The organism is Rhodobacter sp. 24-YEA-8 (assembly GCF_900105075.1).
Taxonomy (GTDB): domain Bacteria; phylum Pseudomonadota; class Alphaproteobacteria; order Rhodobacterales; family Rhodobacteraceae; genus Pseudogemmobacter.
Genome location: NZ_FNSK01000001.1, coordinates 2,797,337 through 2,820,000, shown reverse-complemented (window position 1 = coordinate 2,820,000; position 22,664 = coordinate 2,797,337). Strand labels below are relative to the sequence as shown.

The following is a 22,664-nucleotide window of genomic DNA, read 5'->3' as shown; positions in this document are numbered from 1 at the left end:
GGGGTGAAAGGCTAATCAAACCTGGAGATAGCTGGTTCTCCGCGAAAGCTATTTAGGTAGCGCCTCGGACGAATACCATCGGGGGTAGAGCACTGGATGGGCAATGGGGTCCCACAGACTTACTGAGCCTAACCAAACTCCGAATACCGATGAGTAATATCCGGGAGACACACGGCGGGTGCTAACGTCCGTCGTGAAGAGGGAAACAACCCTGACCTGCAGCTAAGGCCCCTAATTCATGGCTAAGTGGGAAAGCATGTGAGACGGCCAAAACAACCAGGAGGTTGGCTTAGAAGCAGCCATCCTTTAAAGATAGCGTAACAGCTCACTGGTCTAGATAAGCTGTCTTGCGGCGAAGATGTATCGGGGCTCAAGCCATGAGCCGAAGCTCGGGATGCACAGCGATGTGCGTGGTAGCGGAGCGTTCTGTGATATAGAACGCTGTCTCTTGTTGATCCTTATGGGACCAACGCAGAGACACTGTTCTTTCTGTGAAGCCGGGCTGTAAGGCATCCGGTGGAGAGATCAGAAGTGAGAATGTTGACATGAGTAGCGACAAAGAGGGTGAGAGACCCTCTCGCCGAAAGTCCAAGGGTTCCTGCTTAAAGCTAATCTGAGCAGGGTAAGCCGGCCCCTAAGGCGAGGCCGAAAGGCGTAGTCGATGGGAACACGGTTAATATTCCGTGGCCAGGAGGATGTGACGGATCTCGAAGATTGTCTTCCCTTATCGGATTGGGAAGGCCGTTCAGAGGTTCCTGGAAATAGCCCTCCATCAGACCGTACCCTAAACCGACACAGGTGGACAGGTAGAGTATACCAAGGCGCTTGAGAGAACCACGTTTAAGGAACTCGGCAAAATGCTCCCGTAAGTTCGCGAGAAGGGAGCCCCGTCTGTACGCAAGTATGGGCGGGGGGCACAATCCAGGGGGTGGCGACTGTTTACTTAAAACACAGGGCTCTGCGAAGTCGTAAGACGACGTATAGGGTCTGACGCCTGCCCGGTGCCGGAAGGTTAAAAGGAGGGGTGCAAGCTCTGAATTGAAGCCCCGGTAAACGGCGGCCGTAACTATAACGGTCCTAAGGTAGCGAAATTCCTTGTCGGGTAAGTTCCGACCTGCACGAATGGCGTAACGATCTCCCCGCTGTCTCAAACGTGGACTCAGCGAAATTGAACTGTGTGTCAAGATGCACACTACCCGCGGTTAGACGGAAAGACCCCATGAACCTTTACTCTAGCTTTGCATTGGCATCAGGAATGTGATGTGCAGGATAGGTGGTAGGCATTGAAACTTGGACGCCAGTCTGAGTGGAGCCATCCTTGAGATACCACCCTTCGCCTTCTTGATGTCTAACCGCGGCCCGTTATCCGGGTCCGGGACCCTGCATGGTGGGGAGTTTGACTGGGGCGGTCGCCTCCCAAATCGTAACGGAGGCGCGCGAAGGTTGGCTCAGACCGGTCGGAAATCGGTCGTTGAGTGCAATGGCAGAAGCCAGCCTGACTGCGAGACTGACAAGTCGAGCAGAGACGAAAGTCGGCCATAGTGATCCGGTGGTCCCAAGTGGGAGGGCCATCGCTCAACGGATAAAAGGTACTCTGGGGATAACAGGCTGATGATGCCCAAGAGTCCATATCGACGGCATCGTTTGGCACCTCGATGTCGGCTCATCTCATCCTGGGGCCGGAGCAGGTCCCAAGGGTACGGCTGTTCGCCGTTTAAAGAGGTACGTGAGCTGGGTTTAGAACGTCGTGAGACAGTTCGGTCCCTATCTGCCGTGGGTGCAGGAGGCTTGAGAAGAGTTGACCCTAGTACGAGAGGACCGGGTTGAACGAACCACTGGTGGACCTGTTATCGTGCCAACGGTAGTGCAGGGTAGCTATGTTCGGACAGGATAAACGCTGAAGGCATCTAAGCGTGAAGCCCCCTTCAAAACTAGGCCTCCCTTGAGGGCCGTGGTAGACCACCACGTCGATAGGCCAGAGGTGTAAGTGCGGTAACGCATTCAGCTGACTGGTACTAATTGCCCGATTGGCTTGATTTGATCCGGTAAAAGCAAGGCAAAAACCTTAGCTCACCGACAGACAGCCATATACAAGCACCAAAAGTCGCACAGACCTGAACAATACATCGATGTTCGCCAGTCAATACTGGCAAGTCTCTGTTCCGGTTTGGTGGTCATAGTGGTGGCTAAACACCCGATCCCATCCCGAACTCGGCCGTTAAGGGCCTCTACGCCAATGGTACTGCGTCTCAAGACGTGGGAGAGTAGGTAACCGCCAAACCTGATCAGAGACTTCTCTCTCCAATACGATGAAAATAAACCCCTCCAAATAACCCGGATGGGGCGCCAAAAAGGCAACAGACGCGGGGTGGAGCAGCCAGGTAGCTCGTCAGGCTCATAACCTGAAGGTCACAGGTTCAAATCCTGTCCCCGCAACCAAAAATAATGATAGATATCAGTGGTTTGCAAATTGGCGTCCGCTGAATGGGAACTGTTTGACACCCCACGCCCCGCTTTCCGCGGGGCCTTTTGAATTTGAGCTGCCGCGTCCACAACCTCATGCGCAGGCCAGCCGCAACAGGCTCGCCAAGGCGCCGTGAAGATGGATCGCAAGCCTTAGTTCAGGAGGAACGCCTTTGGCGCCGCAGCGAACTTCGATACCTTAATCGGCTTCAGCTCTACTCCCTGCCAGGAAAATCCAGCTTCAAACAATTAAGTTCTCAGGGGCCAGAACATAACCGATGGCCTCAGAACGGCGCGAGATCACAGTTTCCGCAGGTAGGATGCGGAGACGTAGCCCTTCAGCGCGCGGGCTTGCTTGAGTGAGACCTTGCACCAGCGTGTGCTGCCGCTCTGCTCGCAGCTGTGAACCCTGACCAGTGTGCCATTCGGCAAGCCGAGGATGATGTTGTAGCCAATCCCAGGTCCGGTGCGCATTTTCAGCATATCTTCGGCTTCAACCCCGACAACCTCATACTCTCCGGCAACACCGGCCTGCACCGGTGACATGAGGGTGATCGGGAAAAGCACAGCGGCCGCAATCAGTGAGATAGTATTGCGCATCTGATTCTCCTGCGCTGGTGTTGACCCGCTTGTGGCGGCGGGACCTGCCCCGACAGGCCCCAAAGGCATCACCCCAGAAGCAGCGCGTCCTGAGCCACGGTGATGATAGCGGTATCGCCCTTATAGCGGATCCCGAATCTTCGTTTCGGATAGGGCGCGATCTGGGAGAGCCTCTCGGCCGTTGCCGAGACGCCAAGCGCCAGAAGCACCTCGATCACCTCAAGCTGAAACTCGGGCGTGGCAGTCAGAAAGCGCACGCGCGCCTGCTTAACGCCCCGCAGCTGAATGCTGAGGTAACGGATGTCATCATCGTCCAGCCGGATAAAGCTCTGCTCGTCCTGAGGCACTATACTGCTCGCCTTCTTGTTGAGCGGCACGGGTATCATGATCGACACGCGAGCGCCATGCCGGGGTTGCCGCTATCGGCGGCGATCAGCACCCCGCGTTCTTCCAGGCCTTCTGGCCCGCCACCCGTCCGGCGGGGGAAATCGCGCCGCCCCGGGGATATGTCAGGATATGATCGACTTGCCTTTCGGGCGAGATCCCGCATGGTGGCACCTGTGCTGGCGGCCTGTCCGTTGACATCTGAATTCTCGCGGGGCGAGTGGGTCTCGTGTCAGCGCGGAGGATCAGGCCATCGAACTGCAACTTGTCCGAACCTTTATGGAAACGGCGGAAACCGGATCTTTCGCCGCCGCCTCGGAGCGTCTTTTTGTCACGCAATCGGCGGTCAGTCTGCGGATCCAGCGGCTCGAAGAGCAGTTGGGCCGCCCGCTTTTCTCCCGGTCCAAAGACGGCGTGGCGCTGACGGCGGCCGGTCGTGAGTTTCGGGGGTTTGCCATCGCAATCCTGCGCAACTGGGAACAGGCCCGGCTGCGGGTCTCGGCCTCTGGTGAAGAAGGACTGCGTCTGGTGATTGGCTCGGAACCCTCGCTCTGGCCGCGCCTCGGATTTGGCTGGCTGGATCTGCTGCGCGCCCGCCTGCCCGAAATTGCTTTGCGGGCAGAGATGGCGCGGGCAGAGACGCTGACTCAGAACCTGTTGCAGGGGGGGATTGATGTCGCCCTGTCCTATTCGGTCGCAAACCGGCCCGGGATCCATGCCGAGCAACTGCTTGAGGACCAGCTGGTGCTGGTCTCTTCGCGCCAGGGGCTGACGGTTGCGGATCTGGACGAAGACTATGCGCTGGTGGATTGGGGGCCCGAGTTCATGCGCTTTCACGAAGAGGCGCTTCCGTCGCTGCATGGCACACGTCTGCAACTGGCCTTCGGCTCGCTGGCCGCCCTCTTTATCCAGACACGGCCCTTTGCGGCCTATCTTCCCGCCCGGCATGCCAAGCGTTTTCTTGACCTCGCGCAGCTGCATGTGGTGGCAAATGCGCCGGTCTTCCAGCTTCCGGTCTGGTCGTTGTGGCGCGATGACCTCGGCGAGAAGCTGCTCGCTGTTGCAAAGGAAACACTGCTGGAATCCGCCAGCCGGGCGTCAGACACCAATGCCGAAGTGCTCGCGCTGCGCCAGATGTGAACAGTGTTCATTGTATCTGACTGAGATAAAAGGACAAAAAATCGCTCTTACCCCCCGGGCATCGCCGTTTCGTCAGAAAGGATCTGGTTCCACGAGTAATTCTCGGGGATGGCTCAAGTTTCCTGAATGTTCCGATTCCCGGCAAAACAGCCAATTCCTTCTTACCAACCGCCCCTGACCTGGGACGGACGTAACCCGTGAAAGGAATTGCCATGAAATCGCTCTATCTGACTTCAGCCATCCTGGCGCTCGGACTGACGGCGCCTGCCTTCGCTCAGACTGACATCGTCGGAATTTCATCGCTTGATGACCAGATCGAGGATGTTGAGCGCGATGTTGCCCGCGACATGGCCCGCGCCGAGGATAATGCCCGTTTCGGCAGCCCGGATTTCCGTCAGGGCTTTTCGGGCTCGGCCTCGATCGGCTACTCCGGCAAGACCGGTAACAATGAATCGCAGGACCTGACCGTCGGTCTGCGTCTTCGCCACGGCGCCGGTGCCTTCAGCCAGACCATCGGCGCGGTGATCGACTATTCCGAGGCCGACAACAAATCGACCAAGCGTGATGTCTTCGGTATCTATGACGCGACCTATTCCTTCGATGACCGTTTCTACGGCTTCGTGCTGGGTCGGGTTGTGTCGGACGGTCTCGCCGACCGCCTGACGGATGAACAGCGCGCAGACGCGATCAGCGATACCGAACAGCTGCGTGGCCAGACCCAACGGGACGCTTTCCTTGGCGTGGGTCCTGGTTACCGGATCATCAACGAAACCGACATGGCCTGGCGCGTTCAGGCTGGTATCGGTGTCAGCTATCTGAAGAATGGTCTGGGGGAGTCGACCACCGAGACCGGCTACATCGCGTCGTCGCGCTTCTACTACAAGATCAACGACAACGTGTTCTTCACCAATGACACCGACGTGCTGAATTCGGACACCGCACTGCGGGCGAACAACGATCTCGGCATCAACTTCAAGGTAACTGACGCGATCTCGACCCGGGTCAGCTACCTGACCGAATACAATGACAGCCGCGCAATCCGCACGGATAACAAACTCGGCCTGTCGCTGGTCTTCGGTTTCTGAGCCCTTTGACGGGAATGGGAGGGGCGATCCCCTCCCGGGCGGCGGCCTGTAACAAGGCCGCCGCTGCCTTATTTACACGGCGGTATCGCTGTCGCGCATCTGTGCCCGGGCTCGCGTAGACTCGCCGCCAAGGGGACATGAGCGCCGGGCCTCGCAGTGGGAGCGCGGGCATCCTGTCTGTGCGTCGCACGTCAGGGCGGCGCGGCCCGGCTGCAGCAATGCGTGGGTGTTGCTCCACCGACAGGCTGTTTCCATACACCTCCGCCCTTGGCCCCGGGGATCGCAAAACTCATCATATGACTGATGGCTTTGGGTTCCTGGCGCTTCTGCTGTCCAGGCAGGGTGGAGTTTTGTCGGGGCAGACCGCGAATCGTCGCCTGATACCCTCGTAAACGGACCGAACCGCGCGAAGGAGGCGCCGTCAGTCCACGTTCCGGCGAGACGATGGGCTCACCCCCACCTGCTGGTCGGGTCCTGGTCGGATTGGCCGGATCGAGGCTTCGTGGCGATTGCGGCCATCCTGATGGGGAGTATTCAGGCAAGGACGGGGCATCTTTCCGCAATCAGTGACGCCCGCCAGTCCTGCCCGGGGCGGCACAGGGATAGCTCAGGCAATCAGCATGGCGCGGGAGCCACCGGTTTCCCCCGTGGCGGCGGGTTCTGACTGGCGGAATGTGACAAGCGTTGCGCCATGCGGCATTGGTGCGACGCGGCAGGAAAAGGCGCGGCCGTCAGTCATGCGCAGATCGCCGTCCCAGGGCTCGCGGGTGCCGAACAGGCCGATGAACTCTTCAAGATCATTCCACAAGAGTGTCGGGGCGGTTTTTTCGCGCCAGAAATGGATTGCCTTGCCGCCGCTGCTGTTATCCGGACCGTCCAGCGGGCTTTGCCCCCAGAGGCGGGCCGCAGCCAAATTGGCCATTGCGACAGAGCCATCCTGGGCGAAGACCACGACCGCATCCGGCAACCCGTCGATCACCGCCTGGCCGAGTTCCAGATCTGCACGGTAGCGGCGGGTGCGGGTCATTTCGGTCGAGATATCTTCCAGCATGAAGGCCAGCGCGCCATTGGGATGCGGGCGCCCGGTGACCCGCCAGGTGCGGCCCGATGGCAGGGCCCAGGTTTCCTCGAACAGACCTTCAGCGGCGGCTTTCTCCATCTCGGCCATCTGGCGCCGCCAGGAACGGTAATCCTTCGGCTCCGGCAGCATCGAGCGTTCGCGCAATGCGTCGAGCAGCGCCGGCAGGCTGGGGCGCGCGATCAGGAATTCCACCGGTAGGCCGGTCAGATCCAGCATCGCGGGGTTGAACATCTGCAAAACCCGCGATTTGTCGAAAATCGCGAGGCCAATCGGCAGCTGCGCGAAGGTCTTGGCGAGGGTCTGAGTAAAGTCACGCAGGCTGTTTTCCGCCGCGACCAGCCCGTCGGCAGGCAGGGCATAGCACAGACGCCCCGCATTGCTGCCCCGCCCGGGCAGGGGGCGTGACAGGACATCATACCACCGGACCGTTTCGCCCAGCGTCAGCGAGGCCCGGGTCGCGTCGGGCAAGCCCCGTGACTTCGTGGCAAGGGTGCTGGCTTTGGCAGATACGGCTTCAGGGTCATCCGGTTTGCGCGGAAAGATCGCGGGGAGCGGCCAGGCGAGTTCTTTGCCGGGTTCCAGCCGTTCGGCCGCCGCTGCAAGATAGGGGCCATTGGCCCAGATCACCTCGCCATCCGCCGTTTCGCGCCAGATCGGCAGCGGCGCGCGCGAAAGCGTGTCATGCAGTCCGGCCAGCTCATCGCGCAGCGCAAGTTCCGCCAGGCCATCAGAACCCGGTCGGGCGGCCTCGCCCTCGCCATCGACAAGGGTCAGCCGTGTCAGACCGCCCAGATATTCGGCGCGCAGCACCAGCGGCGGGCTGACATCCTCGCGCGAGCAGAGCACGAAACGCCCCTCACGCTGCAATCCTTCCAGCCGCGTCCAGAGCCCGGGGAACATCGGCTCCAGCCGTGAGAGCGCCCGGAACCAGGGGCCGCCGGATTCGATCCCGGTCGCCATCAGGGCGCGGGCCGGCGGGGTGGCATCGACCAGCGCCTCACCATCAAAAATGAACACGGTTTCAGGCAGGACAGATGCAAAGACCGAGGCTGCGGCCGGGCTGCGCGACTGCACTGCCGCCATCACGAGAAGGCAGGCGAGTGCGATCAGGGCTGCAGTGATCACCAGCCCGCTTGCGAATATCCAGTCCGCTTCCATACCCGGCATGCAATCAGCCCACAGCTTCACGTTCCGGTGAAGAGGTTAATTTGCGATGCGTTAATTGCGGGTTAATGCTGAATCGTGCCGCCGTCAGATTTCGATCTGCGCATTGGCGGCGCCTGGCGCGATGTCTGAAGCGAGAAGATCGGCCTTGCGCCAGCGGACCCCGACCAGCGCGCCTGACCGTTCCTGGCGGTCGGCATCGGGCAGGAAAGGATCATGGGCATTTGCGAAGGTCAGGCTTGCGCCGGTGCGCTCCAGCAGCGTTTTGGCGATGAACAGGCCAAGACCCATCCCCTCATATTCCGGGCGCCGGCTCAGATCCTGCTCGTTACGGCGCGAACGCACAAAGGGATCGCCGATCCGGTTGATCACATTGGGGGGATAGCCCGGACCGTCATCGACGATGCGCAATGTGATATGGTCGCCGCTCCAGTCATACTGGATCCAGACATGACCTGCCGCGAAATCAACCGCATTCTGGATCAGGTTGCGCAACCCGTGGATGGTTTCCGGGCTGCGGCGCACCATGGGTTCCCGCAGGGCGCCGCTGGCGGGGCCGGGTTCGAATACCAGCTCTTTGCCGCGGTTGATATGCGGCTCTGCGGCCTCGCGCAGCAGGGTCGAAAGGGGCGCCTGACGCAGCTGGAGATCATCTTTGCCGGCCCGCCCCATGCCATGCAGGATGTCGCGGCAGCGGTCGGCCTGTTCGCGGATCAGCTTTGCATCCGCCAGCAGCTCGGGCTGGCCCGAGAGTTCATCCATCATCTCGGCTGAGACCAGTTTGATCGTCGCCAGCGGCGTCCCGAGCTCATGTGCCGCCGCTGCGACCACGCCGCCAAGATCGGTCAGCTTCTGTTCGCGCGCGAGCGCCATCTGGGTGGCCAACAGCGCATCTGAGAGCGCCCGGCTTTCGCGTGCGACGCGGCGGGCATAGACGCCGAGAAAGACGATGCCGACCACAATGGCCGCCCAGAAACCAAAGGTGAAAAGCCGCGGGATGGTCAGCGTGATGCCACCGGCAAGCGTGATCGGCATATTCACCACCGCGAGGCCCGAGACCATCGCAATCGAGGCGGTGCCGAGGATCAGCGTCGGGCCGATCCCGAGAACCGAGGCCGAAATGGTGACAGGTGCTATGAACAAAAGGGCGAAAGGATTGGTCAGCCCGCCGGTGACAAAGACCAGAAACCCCAGCTGGCAGAGGTCAAACAGCAGTGACAGGAGCGCGCCGGTTTCGCTCAGCCTTCGGTTGCCTGGGAAGATGAAGGTCACGATCAGATTGACGATGACCGAGGCCCCGATGGCGAGCAGGCAAAGCCCCAGCGGCAGCGCGATCCCGAACCACAGATCGGCAAGCGAGATGGCCGCAAGCTGGCCGCAGATCGCCAGCCAGCGGATGAGGATCAGCGTCCTGAGCCAGACGCGGTCTGCCGCACCTGTTCCGGCGACAAAGCCAAAGCCCGCGATTTGTCGCATTGTGAATGCGCCTTTACTCGTATCGTTATGCCTTGTTACGGCCCGCGCTTCAGGGGATCAATGGGGCAACTGGATAGCGCAGGAGGCTCCGGGCGGGGCCCTCCTGGTGACAAAAGCGGAGAAGGCGATGAACAGGATTTACGCAATCGGAGCGGCGGGGCTGCTGGCCGCCCTGATAGGGGGGACGGCGGGCTATCTGTTCTTTGCCGGCCAAAGCAACGCCGATCCGCTGGCGCAATGCCGCGAAGGGAATGTCGGCGGCGCAGATATTGGCGGGCCGTTTACGCTTCTCGACAAAACCGGCACTGAGGTGACCGATAAAGAGGTGATCACCCGGCCGACACTGGTTTATTTCGGCTATACATTCTGCCCCGATGTCTGCCCCTTCGATATGTCGCGTAATGCCGAGGCCCTGGATTTGCTGAAGGATGCGGGTCGCGATGTCGGGCTGGTTTTCGTCACGGTCGATCCCGGGCGGGATACACCTCAGGTTGTGGGCGATTACGCAGAGGCTTTCAGCGAAACGGCGATTGGTCTGACGGGCACTCCGGAACAGATTGACGCCGCGGCAAAGGCGTATCGCGTTTATTATAACCACCAGCCGGCCACCGATGATTTCTATATGGTTGACCATTCGGCCTTTACCTATCTGATGTTGCCCGGTATCGGTTTTGCCGATTTTTACCGCCGCGATGCGACACCAGAACAGATCGCCAAAGGCGTCGGATGTATGCTGGATGTAACGGGCTGAATTGACCCCGGCCGTCCAGAACCGTAAATTCTGCCAGACCGGGGAAGCCTCTCCGGGTCTGGCATTCGGGTCAGGCACCCGTCAGGAGAGATAGCGAATGTCCGGAGATCTGAATGCCGAGCTGGGGCCGGATCGGACCCTTTTGCTGGTCGATGATGACGAGCTGTTCGTCAAACGTCTCGCCAGGGCAATGGAAAAGCGTGGCTTCCAGCCCGAGACGGCGGAAAGCGTTGCTGTGGGCCGCCAGATCGCCCAGACCCGCCCGCCGGCCTATGCGGTGGTTGATCTGCGGCTTGAGGATGGCAATGGGCTCGATGTGGTGGAGACGCTGCGTGAAAAGCGGCCCGATTGCCGGATCGTGGTGCTGACCGGCTATGGTGCGATTGCAACGGCGGTGGCGGCGGTGAAAATCGGCGCGCTGGACTATCTGTCGAAACCGGCTGATGCGGATGATGTCACAAATGCGCTTCTGGCCAAAGGCGAGGCTTTGCCGCCGCCGCCGGAAAATCCGATGTCGGCGGACCGGGTTCGCTGGGAACATATCCAGCGCGTTTATGAAATGTGTGACCGTAATGTTTCCGAAACGGCACGCAGGCTGAACATGCATCGCCGCACTTTGCAGCGGATTCTTGCAAAACGTAGTCCACGCTGAAGGCTTTAATTGCGGCCCGCATTTATTTGCAATAGGGAAGGCTCATGATGAGTATCAGGAGCACTGAATGGAACTCGATCTCAATTCCCTTGATCTGAAAGATCTGAAATCGCTGCAGGCGAAAGTCGGCAAAGCCATTTCGACTTTTGAGGATCGTCGCAAGAAAGAAGCGCTGGCAAAGCTGGACGAAACCGCGCGCGAGCTCGGTTTTGCATCGCTGGCGGAACTGACCGGGACGGCGGCTCCGCGCAAGCGGGCGCTGGTTGGCGCCAAATATGCCAATCCGGCCAATCCGGCAGACACCTGGTCCGGTCGTGGCCGCAAGCCGCGCTGGTATGCCGAGGCGCTGGCTTCGGGCAAGTCCGAATCTGACCTGCTGATCTGAGCCGGATTTCCGGTGGTGCTATTGCCCGTTCAGCGACGGGCAGCGCCTGACTGCGCGACAGGTATGGCGGGCAGGAGAGGACTGAGCCCTTCTCTGCCCGCTGCACCGCTCGTGTTTATTCCGCCGCGAGTGGGGGCCGGCTGCCGGTCATCAGCCCGGCGGCGAGGACATCTGCCCCGGTCACTTCGGCAATGACCCCGGTGATCAGCTGGCGAAACCCTTCGAACCCCCCATGCGGCTCGATTCGCGCTTCATCCATGTAAAGCTGGCGGTCGATCTCGATCTGGACGGCGTGAACATTGCGCGAGGGCCGGCCATAGGCCTGGGTGATATAGGCGCCGGCAAAGGGCATATTGCGGCTGACGCGCAGGCCAGCGGCCTCGAAGGCGCCGGCGATCTGATCGACCACGTCCCGGCCTGCACTGGCGCCGAAGCGATCCCCCAGCACGATTTGTGGCCCGGGCTGGCCGCCCCGCGATTGCAGATCTGCCGCCTCATGCGGCATCGAATGGCAGTCAAACAGCACCGCCCTGCCAAAGGTCTCGCGGGTCTCTTCGATCAGCCCGCGCAGCGCATCATGCCAGGGATGCCAGAAGCTCTGCAGCCGCGCCTCGGCCTCGGGGCGGGCCATTTTGCCGCGATAGATATGCCGCCCGCCCGCCACCACGCGGGGAATCACCCCGAGGCCCGAAGAGATGCGCGGATTATGTGCCGGCCGCTCCACCCCTTCGATCACCGCCGGGTCCAGCTCATCCGGGCCCCGGTTGAGATCGACAAAGGCGCGCGGTGCCCGGGCGGCAAGCAGGGGCGCGCCAAGCGCCGGTGCGGCGCCGAACAGCTGGTCAATGAACGCATCCTCGGAAGAGCGGATCGCATGGCTGTCCAGTGCGCTGACATGCAAAAAATCGGGCGGATAGATGCGCCCCGAATGTGGCGAGGAAAAAACAACCGGACAGGTCTGTTGCCCGGGCCGGTGCAGAATATACGCGTCGGAGGAGGTGATTCCTTGCAAAATGGCCTCGGTACAAGCAGGGACAGGCTGGCGCGGCAGAAGTCCCGGCTGAAAATCAGGGCGGGATTTCCTCTTCCTGGCGGTATCCTGCGATATAACGTCATAATTCTTCGTTCCGAAACCCCTTGCGGCCAGGATATGGGTTGAGTATAGACCCCTCCACGCCGACGCGGTCAGCCGCGCCCTGATGGTTTGCCAGAGGGAGCGCGGGCAGAGTGTAGGTCAGAGTGGGCGGTTAGCTCAGCGGTAGAGCACTACGTTGACATCGTAGTGGCCACTGGTTCGATCCCAGTACCGCCCACCATTTCATCGCTTTTGGGGTCATACCCGGGGCACGGGTTAATCAGGCGCGTGATGCGCCGCGAAGGACAGGAGACAGCCATGAAGGTTGCCAATTCGCTCCGCTCGCTGAAGACGCGTCACCGCGATTGCCAGGTCGTGCGCCGCAAGGGCCGGATCTATGTGATCAACAAGACGCAGCGTCGCTACAAGGCCCGCCAGGGCTGAGTGCAGCTTCCAGCTGACGGATACAGGGCCGCTTCGGGAAACCGAAGCGGCCTTTTCCATTTCCGGCGCATCTGACCGCCGCTGCGGTTGACACTGCGAATCACCCGCACCAGTCTGGCCGGTGACGATACCCGGCACCTGTCCTTCTGGTGGAGATTGCCATGCCCCTGCCTTTTGTTCCGCTGGCGTTGCGAATCGGTCTGGCCGCTGTGGCAGGCTATGGCTTTGCGAGATGGGCGGGTCTGCGGGCCGGGGAAGGGCGGCGCGATCAGCGCGCCGAGGACGCGCTGGATGATCTTGACGAAGGGCTTTTTCTGCACCGGACGGCGAGTGGCGCTTTTCCGGAGGCGCGGCAGCAAAATGCCAGCCTTCGGCTGAAGCGGATCATCGGTTTTCGCGGCCGGGAATGGGAAATCGACGCTGGCCTTATCGCGAGGCTGCGATTCAGGGAGCGACGGCAGTGACGGGCGGAAAAGCGGGGCCCGAAGGCAAAACGGGCAAAGGGCTTCTGCTTTATGGCGGACCGACCTCGCCCTATGTGCGCAAGGTGCAGGTCATGGCAATCGAGGCCGGGCTGGGGCTGATTGCGATGATTCAGGCGTCATCTACCCCGGTGGAATCGGCCTTGCCGGCGGTGGCTGCGGTCAACCCGCTGGGCAAGGTGCCCGCGCTGGTGACACCTTCGGGCGAGGCGCTGTTTGACAGCCGGGTGATCACGCGCTGGCTTGATGCTTATGCCGGCAGTGGCTTCTACCCGCAGGGTGATGCGCTCTGGCCGGTGCTGACGCTGGAGGCACTGGCCGATGGCATTCTCGATGCTGCGCTGCTGATGGTCTATGAGGCACGGCTGCGCCCCGAGGAAAGCCGTTTTACCCCCTGGATCGAAGGGCAATGGCTCAAAATCGCCCGGGCGCTGGATCTGGTCGAGGCCGCGCGCCTTTCGGATTTGCAGGGCGGGCTGACGGCGGGACAGATCGCGCTTGGCGTGGCCCTTGGCTATGTCGATTTCCGCCTTGCTGCGCGGGACTGGCGGGCCGGACGCCCCGGACTCGCGGCCTGGGAGGCCGGATTTGCGGCGCGTCCGTCGATGCTGGAAACCGTCCCGAAGGGGTAGGTGCGGGCCACAGTGCCTGCGGCATGTTCGCATCAATCGCCTTTATCCTTGAATTTGATGGCGATTGCGTCGGATTGTTCGCTGGACGATCTATCACGGCTTGTTTACAACCGCGCCCGTCAGGGCAGCCGGGAATCCGTCTGCCCCCGCACAAATATCTGGCCGCGCGCGGCCATGCCAGGGAGAGGAACTCGTGTCCCAAGCAGATGATCACGCAGGCAGCCGCCGCGACTTCCTGTATTACGCCACCGCAGGCGCCGGAGCAGTTGCGGCCGGAGCCGCCGCTTGGCCGCTCGTCAACCAGATGAACCCCTCGGCCGATACGCGTGCGCTCGCCTCGATCTATGTCGATGTGACGAATGTGGCCGTTGGCTCGCAGCTGACGGTGAAATGGCGCGGTAAGCCGGTTTTCATTCGTCGTCGCACCGCCGAAGAAATCGAAGCAGCCCGCGCCGTTTCCGGCGATGATGCTTCGCTCATTGACCGCAATTCAGAAAATAAGAACAAGCCGGGTACCGATGCCTCGGACCAGAACCGCTCGCTGGACGAAGCCGGCGAATGGCTGGTGATGATGGGCGTCTGCACCCATCTGGGCTGTGTGCCTCTGGGCAATGGCGCCGGTGAATTCGGCGGCTGGTTCTGCCCGTGCCACGGGTCTCACTATGATACGGCTGGCCGTATCCGCAAAGGTCCGGCCCCCCGGAACCTCGAAGTGCCGGTGGCTCAGTTCACCGACGAAACCACGATCCTGCTGGGCTGAGGAACGCAACATGGCCGGTATTCCGCACGACCATTACGAACCGAAGACCGCCCCCGAGAAGTGGCTGCACAAGCGGCTGCCGATCGTTGGCCTGGTCTATGACACGCTGATGGTGCCTACCCCGAAAAACCTGAACTGGATGTGGATCTGGGGCATTGTCCTCGCATTCTGTCTGGCGCTGCAGATCGTGACCGGCATCATCCTTGCGATGCATTACACGCCGCATGTCAGCCTCGCCTTCTCATCGGTCGAGCGCATCATGCGCGACGTGAATGGCGGGCATATGATCCGCTATCTGCACGCGAACGGCGCCTCGCTGTTCTTCTTCGCCGTCTATCTGCACATCTTCCGCGGCCTCTATTACGGCAGCTACAAAGCCCCGCGCGAAGTGACCTGGATCATCGGGATGCTGATCTATCTCATGATGATGGGCACGGCGTTCATGGGCTATGTTCTGCCCTGGGGCCAGATGTCCTTCTGGGGCGCGACCGTGATCACCGGCCTCTTCGGCGCGATCCCGGGCATCGGCGAACCGATCCAGACGCTGCTTCTTGGCGGCCCGGCGGTCGACAACCCGACCCTGAACCGCTTCTTCTCGCTGCATTACCTGCTGCCTTTCGTGATTGCAGGCCTTGTGATCCTTCACATCTGGGCTTTCCACCACACCGGCAACAACAACCCCACGGGTGTTGAGGTCCGTCGCGACAGCAAGGCCAATGCCGAGAAAGACACGGTTCCCTTCTGGCCCTATTACGTCATCAAGGACCTTTTCGCGCTGGCCGTGATCCTGGTGGTGTTCTTCGCGATTGTCGGCTTCATGCCGAACTTCCTTGGCCACCCCGACAACTATGTCGAGGCGAACCCGCTTTCCACGCCTGCCCATATCGTGCCGGAATGGTACTTCCTGCCCTTCTACGCGATCCTGCGGGCCTTCACTGCCGATGTCTGGATCGTGATTGCGGCGGAATGGGTGACCTTCGGTATCGTCGACGCCAAGTTCTTCGGCGTGCTGGCGATGTTCGGCGCGATCGCGGTCATGGCGATTGTTCCCTGGCTCGACACCTCTTCGGTGCGTTCGGGGCGCTATCGTCCGATGTTCAAATGGTGGTTCGCGCTGCTTGCTGTCGATTTCGTGGTGCTGATGTGGGCCGGTGCTATGCCCGCAGAAGAGCCCTATGCCACGATCTCGCTGATCGGTGCGGCCTATTGGTTCGCCTATTTCCTCGTGATCCTGCCGCTGCTTGGCATCATCGAAAAGCCGCTGCCGCAACCGGCGACGATCGAGGAAGACTTCAAATCCCACTACCCGCACGCGGCTGAGTGAAGAAAAGGATCTGACGCAAAATGTTCCGCAAGATCATTCTTTCTGCCGCCACCTCGCTCGCCCTGACGGGCGCAGCGCTGGCAGCTGGCGATGCCGGCCATATCGAGGACGTGGACTTCTCGTTTGAAGGCCCGTTCGGCACCTATGACCAGTTGCAGCTGCAGCGCGGTCTCCAGGTCTTCACCGAAGTCTGCTCGGCCTGCCACGGGGCGAAATTCGTTCCGATCCGCAGCCTTGCAGATGATGGCGGCCCGCATCTCCCGGCTGATCAGGTCCGCGCCTATGCCGCGGGCCTCGAAGAGATCGACCTGCCCGATGGCACCACCCGTCCGCGCGAATGGACCGACAACTTCCCGGCGCGTTCGGGCGAAGGTATGGGTCCGGATCTCTCGCTGATGGCCAAGGCCCGCGCGGGGTTCCACGGGCCGGAAGGCACCGGGATCAACCAGCTCCTGCGCGGTATCGGCGGCCCGGAATATATCCATGCGATCCTCACCGGCTATACCGGCGAGACCAAGGAAGAAGCCGGCACGACCTTCTACGAAAACCACGCCTTCCCCGGCGGCTGGATCGCCATGCCGCCGCCGCTGACCGAAGATCAGATCACTTTTGAAGATGGCAGCCCCGCAAGCATCGACGCGATGTCGATGGATGTTTCGGCCTATCTGATGTGGTCGGCAGAGCCCAAGATGATGGACCGCAAGAAAGCGGGCTTCGTCGCGGTGACCTTCCTGATCCTTCTTTCGGCGCTCCTCTATCTGACCAACAAGAAGATCTGGGCGCGCGTCAAAGGCAAGGAATTCACTGCCTGAGGGCAGGGGAGGTTCCGAAAAGAACAGGTTTAAAGCCCCGCCCCTCAGGCGGGGCTTTTCCTTTTAGCTCTTCAGCCCAAGATAGGCCGCCAGGGCGGGTGGCGGATCGGCCAGCAAGGGCCCCGTCGCAACCGGCGGCGCCGCTGTGCCATTTGCCACCAGCACCGTCTGCCCGGCAAAATCCAAGGCGTCGCGGGGCTCATGCGTCACCATCAGCACGGTGGCACCGGTCTCTCCGGCAACCTCGGTCAGCAAAGCCAGCATCTCGCTCTTCAAAGCCGGTCCAAGCGCGGCAAAGGGCTCGTCCAGCAGCAAAAGCGGTCGCGCGCGAAGAAGCACCCGCGCCAGCGCCGCCCGGCTCGCCTGACCGCCCGATAGCTGCGCCGGTTTGCGCGCGCCAAGCCCCGCCAGTCCGACCCGTTCCAGCGCCTCCGCCACCCGTGCGTGATCCGGTGGAGCCAGACGCAGATCCGGCCGGATCCCGAGTCCGAGATTTTGCGCCACGCTCAGATGCGGAAACAGGTTCTGATCCTGAAACAGGATCGAGAGCGGCCGCTCCCCCGGCGGCAGTCCGGTCAGATCGCGCCCATCGAGCCAGATCCGGCCCGAGGCCGGCGCATAGAAGCCGGCAATCGCCGCCAGAAGCGAGCTTTTCCCTGCCCCCGAAGGCCCGATCACTGCGATCTTCGCCCCCGGCTCTGCCTGCCAGTCCGCAGACAGCCGGAAACCGTCCTGCTCCAGAACCAGGTTATCGAGCCTGAACATGCCGCCCTCCCGCATCGAAAATCCAGAACAGCCCGAAGCTGAGCGTGATCAGCACCAGCGCCGCCGCTGCCGCCGCCTCGGTCCGGTAGGCGCCCATCAGCTGCTGCACCAGAAGCGGCAATGTCGCCTCCTGGCCACTGGCGAAAAGCGCGATCACGCCCAGATCGCCCATCGACAAAGCCGCCGCCACCCCGGCAGCAAAGCCCAGCGGGCGCGCCAGCCGGGGCAAAGTCAGATAACGCAGCCGCGCCAGCCCGCTCAGATCCAGCGAGGCGGCAAGGCGGCCGTAATCCGCCTCCAGCGCGCGGGCATCGGTGATCAGCAGCCGGTAGACGAAGGGCAGCGCCATCAGCGCATTGACCAGCACCGTCACCGGCAGCGCCAGCTGCCCGGGCGAGGCAAAGGGCCGTGCGATCAGGAACAGCCCGGTCCCGAGCACCAGCCCCGAGGCCGCCAGCGGCAGCACGGCGGTCAGCTCCATCCCCCGCGCGCCGCTCCGGGCCACCGCCAGCGCAAGGACCAGCCCCGCCGCCACCGTCACCAGGGTTGAGATCAGGGCAACCAGAACCGAGCGCAGCGAGGCCCCCCAGAGGCTGGGCGGCAGTTCCGCCAGCCCCGGCAGCCCGCGAAGGATCAGCGCGAGAAGTGGCAGAAGGAGGAAAGCCGCCGCCAGCAAAAGCCAGACCGCATCTGCAAGGCGCCGCCAGCCCGGTGGGGCCAGCAGCGGCAGCGCCCGGTCAAGGCCCGCGCCGAAACCTGGCGCGGATGCAAGCCGCCAGGCCAGCAGGGCGGCCAGCGCGCCGATTCCGGTCTGGATCAGCGACAATCCCGCCGCATGGCCAAGATCGAATTCGAACCGGATCGCCTGGTAGATCGCCAGCTCGAGCGTGGTTGCCCGCGGGCCACCGCCCAGCGTCAGCGCCACGGCGAAAGAGGTCAGGCAGATCGCAAAAACGGTCGCCAGCGCACCGGGCAGCACCGAGATCAGCATCGGGCGCTCGATATGTCGCGCGATGTCGCGCGGGCCAAAGCCCAGCGAGGCCGCCAGTCGGAAGCGCTCGGATGGCACGGAAAGCCAGGACTGAAGGATCATCCGCACCGCCAGCGGCAGGTTCAGGAAGACATGCGCGATGACCACGCCATGCAACCCGTAAATGCTGAACCCGGGCAGGCCGAGCGCGGCAAGTCCGCTATTGACCCAGCCCGAGCGGCCAAAAACCGTGATCAGACCGATCACCGCGACGATCACCGGCAGAAGGAACGGCGCCCCCATCAGGGTGATCAGAAGGCCCCGCAAGGGAAAGCGCCGCCGCGCCAGTGCGCGGGCCACCGGCACCGCCAGCGCGACCGAGATCAGCGCTGAAAGCCCGGCCTGCAACAGGGTAAAACGCAGCGCCGCAAGGTCGGGCATGCTGAGCCGCAGGCCGCCCGCCCTGAAGGCCACCGCCGCCAGAGGCGCGGTGACCAGGAGCGCGGCGGTAAGGATTACTGCCCGAGCGAGGATTGCCATTCCGCCAGCGCGGGGCTCCGCGCCTCCAGCGCCTCATCGGCCGTCAGCAGCAGCGATTTCGCCGGACGATGGGTCTCGAACCCTTCGGGCAGCGCGATCTCGGTCGCAGGATACATCCAGTTTGTCTCGGGGATCACCGACTGGAAGGCCGGCGACTGGGTGAAGGCGATGAAATCCTTTGCAAGTTCCGGCTGTTTCGATGCGGCGAGAATGCCCGCAACCTCGATCTGCAGATAATGGCCCTCGGCAAATTCGGCCCAGTCCTTGCTGTCATCTTTTTCGGCCAGACGGTGATAGGCGGGCGATGTGGTATAGGAGAGAACCATATCTGCCTCGCCCTCGAGGAAGAGGCCGTAAGCCTCGGACCAGCCGGGTGTCACGGTCAGGATATTGTCGGAAAGGCCGGCCCAGATCTCGGGAGCGCGGTCACCATATGCTGCCTTGACCCACATCAGCAGGCCAAGGCCCGGGGTAGAGGAGCGCGGATCCTGGATCACGATCTTCAGATCGCTGTCGCCAAGGGCGCGAAAGTCCTCAGGCGGCATCGCGGTTTTCGTGCGGTCATAGACAAAGGCGAACCAGCCCCAGTCCCAGGGCAGGAAAAGATCATCCTCAAACGCGACCGGCAGGCCGCTCGGGGCCGTCTCTCCATGCGGGGCGAAAAGTCCGGTCGCGCGCGCCTGGGCGGTCAGGTTGTTGTCAAGACCAAGGACCACATCCGCCTCGGTGGCGGCGCCCTCAAGCTGGAGGCGGGCCAGCAGGGCCGCACCGTCGCCGCCGGTGATAAAGCGCAGATCGCAGCCGCAGACTTCTTCAAACGCTTTTTCCACCGCCGGGCCGGGGCCCCATTCGGTAGTGAAACTGTCATAGGTCATGACGGTGAGCACGGGCGTCTCGGCCGCTGCTGCCAGGGGCAGGGAAGCGAGACATGCCGCAAGGAAGGGGCGCATCGGGCGCATGGAGGTCCTCCTGTTGCGACGGGGGCGATGCGCAAGGGGGGATCCGATGCACCTTCCCTCCGCCGGTATGAGCCGGTTCAGGTTCAACGGGTCCGCATGACGCATCTCAGCCCGTGACGGGCACCCCGAGGTAGGGTGGAGCATAGGGGATTGCCGGTGCGGCGCAAGGGGTGGCGGGGGCGGGGGGCCAGCCCCCCGGAGGCGCAAAAGCGCCTCTCCCCCCGGGATATTTAAGGACAGATGAAAGGGGCGGGGTGAGCGCCCCTTTCAGAGGTCAGTGGCGGGCAGGGTGGTCGTCGCCCGGCTCGCCCGGGAGGGTGACATGAGCGGGCTGGCCGCGGGTCTTCCACAGCGAGACGATCACGCCGGTGGCGAGGATCGCGAAGGTGACGCCGAGCGAGACCGAGGCCGGGAATTTCTCGAGATCGAGGAGATCCGCGACAAAGACCTTGGAGCCGATGAAGATCAGAAGGATCGCCAGCGCATATTTCAGATAGGCGAAGCGGTGCAGGATGGCGGCGAGGGCGAAGTAGAGGGCGCGCAGCCCGAGGATCGCGAAGATATTCGAGGTGAAGACGATATAGGGGTCAGAGGTGATCGCGAAGACCGCCGGGACCGAATCGACCGCGAAGACCACATCGGCGATTTCCACCATGATCAGCGCCAGCAGGAGCGGCGTGGCAAAGAGTTTCAGCTTGCCGGTTTTCGGGTCGGGTTGGCGCACGGTAAAGGCATGACCGTGGAGCTGATCGGTGACGTTGAGGCGGCGGCGCAGGAATTTCAGCAGCGGGTTATTGGCAATATCCGGGTCGTGGTCATCTTTGGCCAGCAGCATTCTGAAGCCGGTGAAGATCAGGAAAGCCGCAAAGATATAGAGCACCCAGTGGTAGTTCTGCACCAGAGCCGCACCAAACCCGATCATCAGCCCGCGCAGCACGATCACGCCGAGGATGCCCCAGAACAGCGCCCGGTGCTGGTATTTGCGGGGGATCGCGAAGAAGCCGAAGATCATCGCGATGACGAAAACATTGTCCATCGCCAGCGATTTCTCGACGACAAAGGCGGTGAGGTAGAGGCCTGCGGCCTCGGGCCCGATCTGCCACCAGACGAAGCCCGCGAAAAGGACGCCGAGTGTGACGTAAAAGGCCGAGAGTTTCAGGCTTTTCGCGACGCCGATTTCCGCGTCGCCCTTGTTCAGGATGCCAAGGTCGAGAACCAGCAGCACGAAGACGATTGCGAGGAAGGTGAGCCAGAGCCAGAGCGGCTTGCCCAGAAATAGTGTCAGCAGGATCTCCATCCGACTGTAGCCCTTTACACAAGGCGCCGGAAGGAATGACCGTCATCTGAGCCGTGGAAACGGATCGGGAAAAAGCCGGGCAATCCATCGGGCGCGTTTTCCCGATGCGGTCCGACATCACGCCAGGCGTTTCCCGAAAGAAACTGGCCCTGAGCGCCAGAGGGGCCCGGCCCGCAGTCGTGAAATGGGGGCAGGCGATGCGATTTCAACCCCGTGCTTCACTTTTTTGTGGAATGAGGTTGTAACCTGCGACGGCCGGGCGCTATGCCGCCTGTGTCAGCCCGCCCTGTCAGCACGGAGCACCGTCATGAGCCTTAACACCTTCGGCCATCTCTTCCGCGTCACCACCTGGGGCGAGAGCCACGGCCCGGCGCTTGGCTGCACGGTGGATGGCTGTCCTCCGGGCGTGCGGCTGACCGAGGGTGATATCCAGCCCTGGCTGGATCTGCGGAAGCCCGGCACGTCGAAATTCACCACGCAGCGGCGTGAGGCCGATGAGGTGAAGATCCTTTCGGGGGTGTTCGAGGGGGTGACGACCGGAACGCCGATCCAGCTGATGATCGAAAATACCGACCAGCGCAGCAAGGATTATGGCGAGATTGCTCAAGCTTTCCGCCCCGGTCACGCCGATGTCGCCTATCACCTGAAATACGGGCTGCGCGACTATCGTGGCGGCGGGCGGTCTTCGGCCCGCGAAACGGCGGCCAGGGTCGCGGCGGGGGGGGTTGCACGCGCGGTGCTCGACATGATCGCGCCCGGGGTGACGATTACTGGCTATATGGTGCAGATGGGAGAACACAAGATCGACCGGCTGCGGTTTGATGCGGGCCAGATCCGCGAGAACCCGTTCTTCTGCCCCGATATCGTCGCGGCGCAGGACTGGGCGGTCTATCTTGATGATCTGCGCAGGTCGCATAATTCGGTGGGCGCGGTGATCGAGGTGGTGGCCGAGGGCGTGCCTCCGGGCCTTGGCGCGCCGCTTTACGGCAAGCTGGATTCTGACCTGGCCAGCGCGATGATGTCGATCAATGCGGTCAAAGGCGTCGAGATCGGCGATGGCATGGCCTCGGCCGCGCTGACCGGGGTCGAGAACGCCGATGAGATGCGGATGGGCCAGGACGGGGTCGAGTTCCTGTCGAACCATGCGGGCGGGATCCTTGGCGGCATTTCCACCGGTCAGCCGGTTGTGTGCCGGTTCGCGGTCAAGCCGACCTCGTCGATCCTGACGCCGCGCCGCACCGTGAACCAGTTCGGCCAGGAGGTCGATCTTGTGACCAAGGGGCGCCATGACCCATGCGTTGGTATCCGCGCGGTGCCGGTTGGTGAGGCGATGATGGCCTGCGTGATCCTTGATCACATTCTGCTGGATCGCGGACAGACCGCCGGGCGGCGCGGCCAGATCGGCTGAGGCTTGCGCCTGACC

Annotated in this window: 21 protein-coding genes, 2 tRNA genes, 2 rRNA genes and 1 riboswitch (1 of these 26 cut by a window edge); of the genes, 16 read left to right on the top strand and 9 right to left on the bottom strand. The window is 62.2% G+C overall.

What is annotated here, in order from left to right:
* The 3 genes from BLW25_RS13710 to BLW25_RS13700 all read left to right on the top strand — a co-directional run.
* Positions 1 to 2,040, top strand: a 23S ribosomal RNA gene (locus BLW25_RS13710) (it extends 797 nt beyond the left edge of the window).
* 126 nt (positions 2,041 to 2,166) lie between these two features.
* Positions 2,167 to 2,281 (top strand): 5S ribosomal RNA (rrf, locus tag BLW25_RS13705).
* An 81-nt stretch (positions 2,282 to 2,362) separates the two neighbouring features.
* A tRNA-Met gene (locus BLW25_RS13700) sits at positions 2,363 to 2,439 on the top strand.
* A 324-nt stretch (positions 2,440 to 2,763) separates the two neighbouring features.
* Here BLW25_RS13700 and BLW25_RS13695 read toward each other — a convergent pair.
* Both BLW25_RS13695 and BLW25_RS13690 read right to left on the bottom strand, forming a co-directional pair.
* Positions 2,764 to 3,063 (bottom strand): SH3 domain-containing protein, encoded by a 300-nt coding sequence (locus BLW25_RS13695; RefSeq protein WP_092899927.1) that lies wholly within the window; start codon positions 3,061 to 3,063, stop codon positions 2,764 to 2,766.
* Positions 3,064 to 3,131: 68 nt separating this feature from the next.
* Positions 3,132 to 3,458 (bottom strand): hypothetical protein, encoded by a 327-nt coding sequence (locus tag BLW25_RS13690; protein ID WP_092899925.1) that lies wholly within the window; start codon positions 3,456 to 3,458, stop codon positions 3,132 to 3,134.
* A gap of 190 nt (positions 3,459 to 3,648) precedes the next feature.
* Between BLW25_RS13690 and BLW25_RS13685 the strand changes: the two genes are divergently transcribed.
* Both BLW25_RS13685 and BLW25_RS13680 read left to right on the top strand, forming a co-directional pair.
* Positions 3,649 to 4,587: a LysR family transcriptional regulator gene (locus BLW25_RS13685; RefSeq protein WP_349306278.1), complete on the top strand. Its 939-nt coding sequence runs from the start codon at positions 3,649 to 3,651 to the stop codon at positions 4,585 to 4,587.
* Between the two features lie 212 nt (positions 4,588 to 4,799).
* Positions 4,800 to 5,672, top strand: a complete 873-nt coding sequence (locus BLW25_RS13680; protein WP_092899921.1) for a DUF481 domain-containing protein — start codon at positions 4,800 to 4,802, stop codon at positions 5,670 to 5,672.
* A 607-nt stretch (positions 5,673 to 6,279) separates the two neighbouring features.
* Here BLW25_RS13680 and BLW25_RS13675 read toward each other — a convergent pair.
* Both BLW25_RS13675 and regB read right to left on the bottom strand, forming a co-directional pair.
* Positions 6,280 to 7,920 carry a PAS domain-containing protein gene (locus BLW25_RS13675; protein WP_253188457.1) on the bottom strand — a complete coding sequence of 547 codons (1,641 nt, stop codon included), beginning with the start codon at positions 7,918 to 7,920 and terminating at the stop codon, positions 6,280 to 6,282.
* 84 nt (positions 7,921 to 8,004) lie between these two features.
* On the bottom strand, positions 8,005 to 9,393 hold the full coding sequence (gene regB / locus BLW25_RS13670) for a sensor histidine kinase RegB (protein ID WP_092899917.1): 1,389 nt from the start codon (positions 9,391 to 9,393) through the stop codon (positions 8,005 to 8,007).
* A gap of 127 nt (positions 9,394 to 9,520) precedes the next feature.
* Here regB and BLW25_RS13665 point away from each other — a divergent pair, with 127 nt between their 5' ends.
* From BLW25_RS13665 to BLW25_RS13655, 3 genes are all read left to right on the top strand, one after another.
* Positions 9,521 to 10,144, top strand: coding sequence for an SCO family protein (locus tag BLW25_RS13665; RefSeq protein ID WP_092902087.1), 624 nt, complete (start codon positions 9,521 to 9,523; stop codon positions 10,142 to 10,144).
* A 97-nt stretch (positions 10,145 to 10,241) separates the two neighbouring features.
* Complete coding sequence (locus BLW25_RS13660) at positions 10,242 to 10,796, top strand: ActR/PrrA/RegA family redox response regulator transcription factor (RefSeq protein WP_092899915.1); 555 nt, start codon at positions 10,242 to 10,244, stop codon at positions 10,794 to 10,796.
* Between the two features lie 67 nt (positions 10,797 to 10,863).
* Positions 10,864 to 11,181 (top strand): H-NS histone family protein, encoded by a 318-nt coding sequence (locus BLW25_RS13655; RefSeq protein ID WP_092899913.1) that lies wholly within the window; start codon positions 10,864 to 10,866, stop codon positions 11,179 to 11,181.
* 115 nt (positions 11,182 to 11,296) lie between these two features.
* Here BLW25_RS13655 and BLW25_RS13650 read toward each other — a convergent pair whose 3' ends face one another.
* Positions 11,297 to 12,193, bottom strand: coding sequence for an N-formylglutamate amidohydrolase (locus BLW25_RS13650; protein WP_394328436.1), 897 nt, complete (start codon positions 12,191 to 12,193; stop codon positions 11,297 to 11,299).
* A 229-nt stretch (positions 12,194 to 12,422) separates the two neighbouring features.
* Here BLW25_RS13650 and BLW25_RS13645 point away from each other — a divergent pair.
* The 7 genes from BLW25_RS13645 (at position 12,423) to BLW25_RS13615 (ending at position 16,710) form a co-directional block, all read left to right on the top strand.
* A tRNA-Val gene (locus tag BLW25_RS13645) sits at positions 12,423 to 12,497 on the top strand.
* 77 nt (positions 12,498 to 12,574) lie between these two features.
* Positions 12,575 to 12,700, top strand: coding sequence for a type B 50S ribosomal protein L36 (ykgO, locus tag BLW25_RS13640; RefSeq protein ID WP_092899911.1), 126 nt, complete (start codon positions 12,575 to 12,577; stop codon positions 12,698 to 12,700).
* Between the two features lie 161 nt (positions 12,701 to 12,861).
* Complete coding sequence (locus BLW25_RS13635; RefSeq protein ID WP_092902081.1) at positions 12,862 to 13,164, top strand: hypothetical protein; 303 nt, start codon at positions 12,862 to 12,864, stop codon at positions 13,162 to 13,164.
* Entirely contained in the window at positions 13,161 to 13,814 is a 654-nt protein-coding gene (locus BLW25_RS13630) for a glutathione S-transferase family protein (RefSeq protein ID WP_394328435.1), read from the top strand. Before BLW25_RS13635 ends, BLW25_RS13630 begins: the two co-directional genes overlap by 4 nt.
* A gap of 193 nt (positions 13,815 to 14,007) precedes the next feature.
* Positions 14,008 to 14,574, top strand: a complete 567-nt coding sequence (gene petA / locus BLW25_RS13625; protein ID WP_092899907.1) for a ubiquinol-cytochrome c reductase iron-sulfur subunit — start codon at positions 14,008 to 14,010, stop codon at positions 14,572 to 14,574.
* Positions 14,575 to 14,584: 10 nt separating this feature from the next.
* The gene (gene petB, locus BLW25_RS13620; protein ID WP_092899905.1) at positions 14,585 to 15,898 is read left to right on the top strand and encodes a cytochrome b; all 1,314 of its coding nucleotides are present in this window, start codon (positions 14,585 to 14,587) and stop codon (positions 15,896 to 15,898) included.
* Positions 15,899 to 15,918: 20 nt separating this feature from the next.
* Positions 15,919 to 16,710 (top strand): cytochrome c1, encoded by a 792-nt coding sequence (locus tag BLW25_RS13615; protein WP_092899903.1) that lies wholly within the window; start codon positions 15,919 to 15,921, stop codon positions 16,708 to 16,710.
* 63 nt (positions 16,711 to 16,773) lie between these two features.
* Here the strand turns inward: BLW25_RS13615 and BLW25_RS13610 are convergent, their stop codons facing one another.
* The 4 genes from BLW25_RS13610 to BLW25_RS13595 form a co-directional block, all read right to left on the bottom strand.
* On the bottom strand, positions 16,774 to 17,475 hold the full coding sequence (locus BLW25_RS13610) for a thiamine ABC transporter ATP-binding protein (protein WP_092899901.1): 702 nt from the start codon (positions 17,473 to 17,475) through the stop codon (positions 16,774 to 16,776).
* Complete coding sequence (locus BLW25_RS13605) at positions 17,459 to 18,985, bottom strand: thiamine/thiamine pyrophosphate ABC transporter permease ThiP (protein ID WP_092899899.1); 1,527 nt, start codon at positions 18,983 to 18,985, stop codon at positions 17,459 to 17,461. The genes BLW25_RS13610 and BLW25_RS13605 overlap by 17 nt, the downstream gene beginning before the upstream one ends.
* On the bottom strand, positions 18,961 to 19,935 hold the full coding sequence (gene thiB / locus BLW25_RS13600) for a thiamine ABC transporter substrate binding subunit (RefSeq protein WP_092902078.1): 975 nt from the start codon (positions 19,933 to 19,935) through the stop codon (positions 18,961 to 18,963). The genes BLW25_RS13605 and thiB overlap by 25 nt, the downstream gene beginning before the upstream one ends.
* A 46-nt stretch (positions 19,936 to 19,981) precedes the next feature.
* Positions 19,982 to 20,082: riboswitch (TPP riboswitch) on the bottom strand.
* Between the two features lie 136 nt (positions 20,083 to 20,218).
* A complete protein-coding gene (locus BLW25_RS13595) occupies positions 20,219 to 21,241 on the bottom strand; it encodes a TerC family protein (RefSeq protein WP_092899897.1) in 1,023 nt (340 codons plus the stop codon).
* Between the two features lie 307 nt (positions 21,242 to 21,548).
* Here BLW25_RS13595 and aroC point away from each other — a divergent pair, with 307 nt between their 5' ends.
* On the top strand, positions 21,549 to 22,649 hold the full coding sequence (gene aroC, locus BLW25_RS13590; RefSeq protein WP_092899895.1) for a chorismate synthase: 1,101 nt from the start codon (positions 21,549 to 21,551) through the stop codon (positions 22,647 to 22,649).
* Positions 22,650 to 22,664 lie beyond the last annotated feature (15 nt).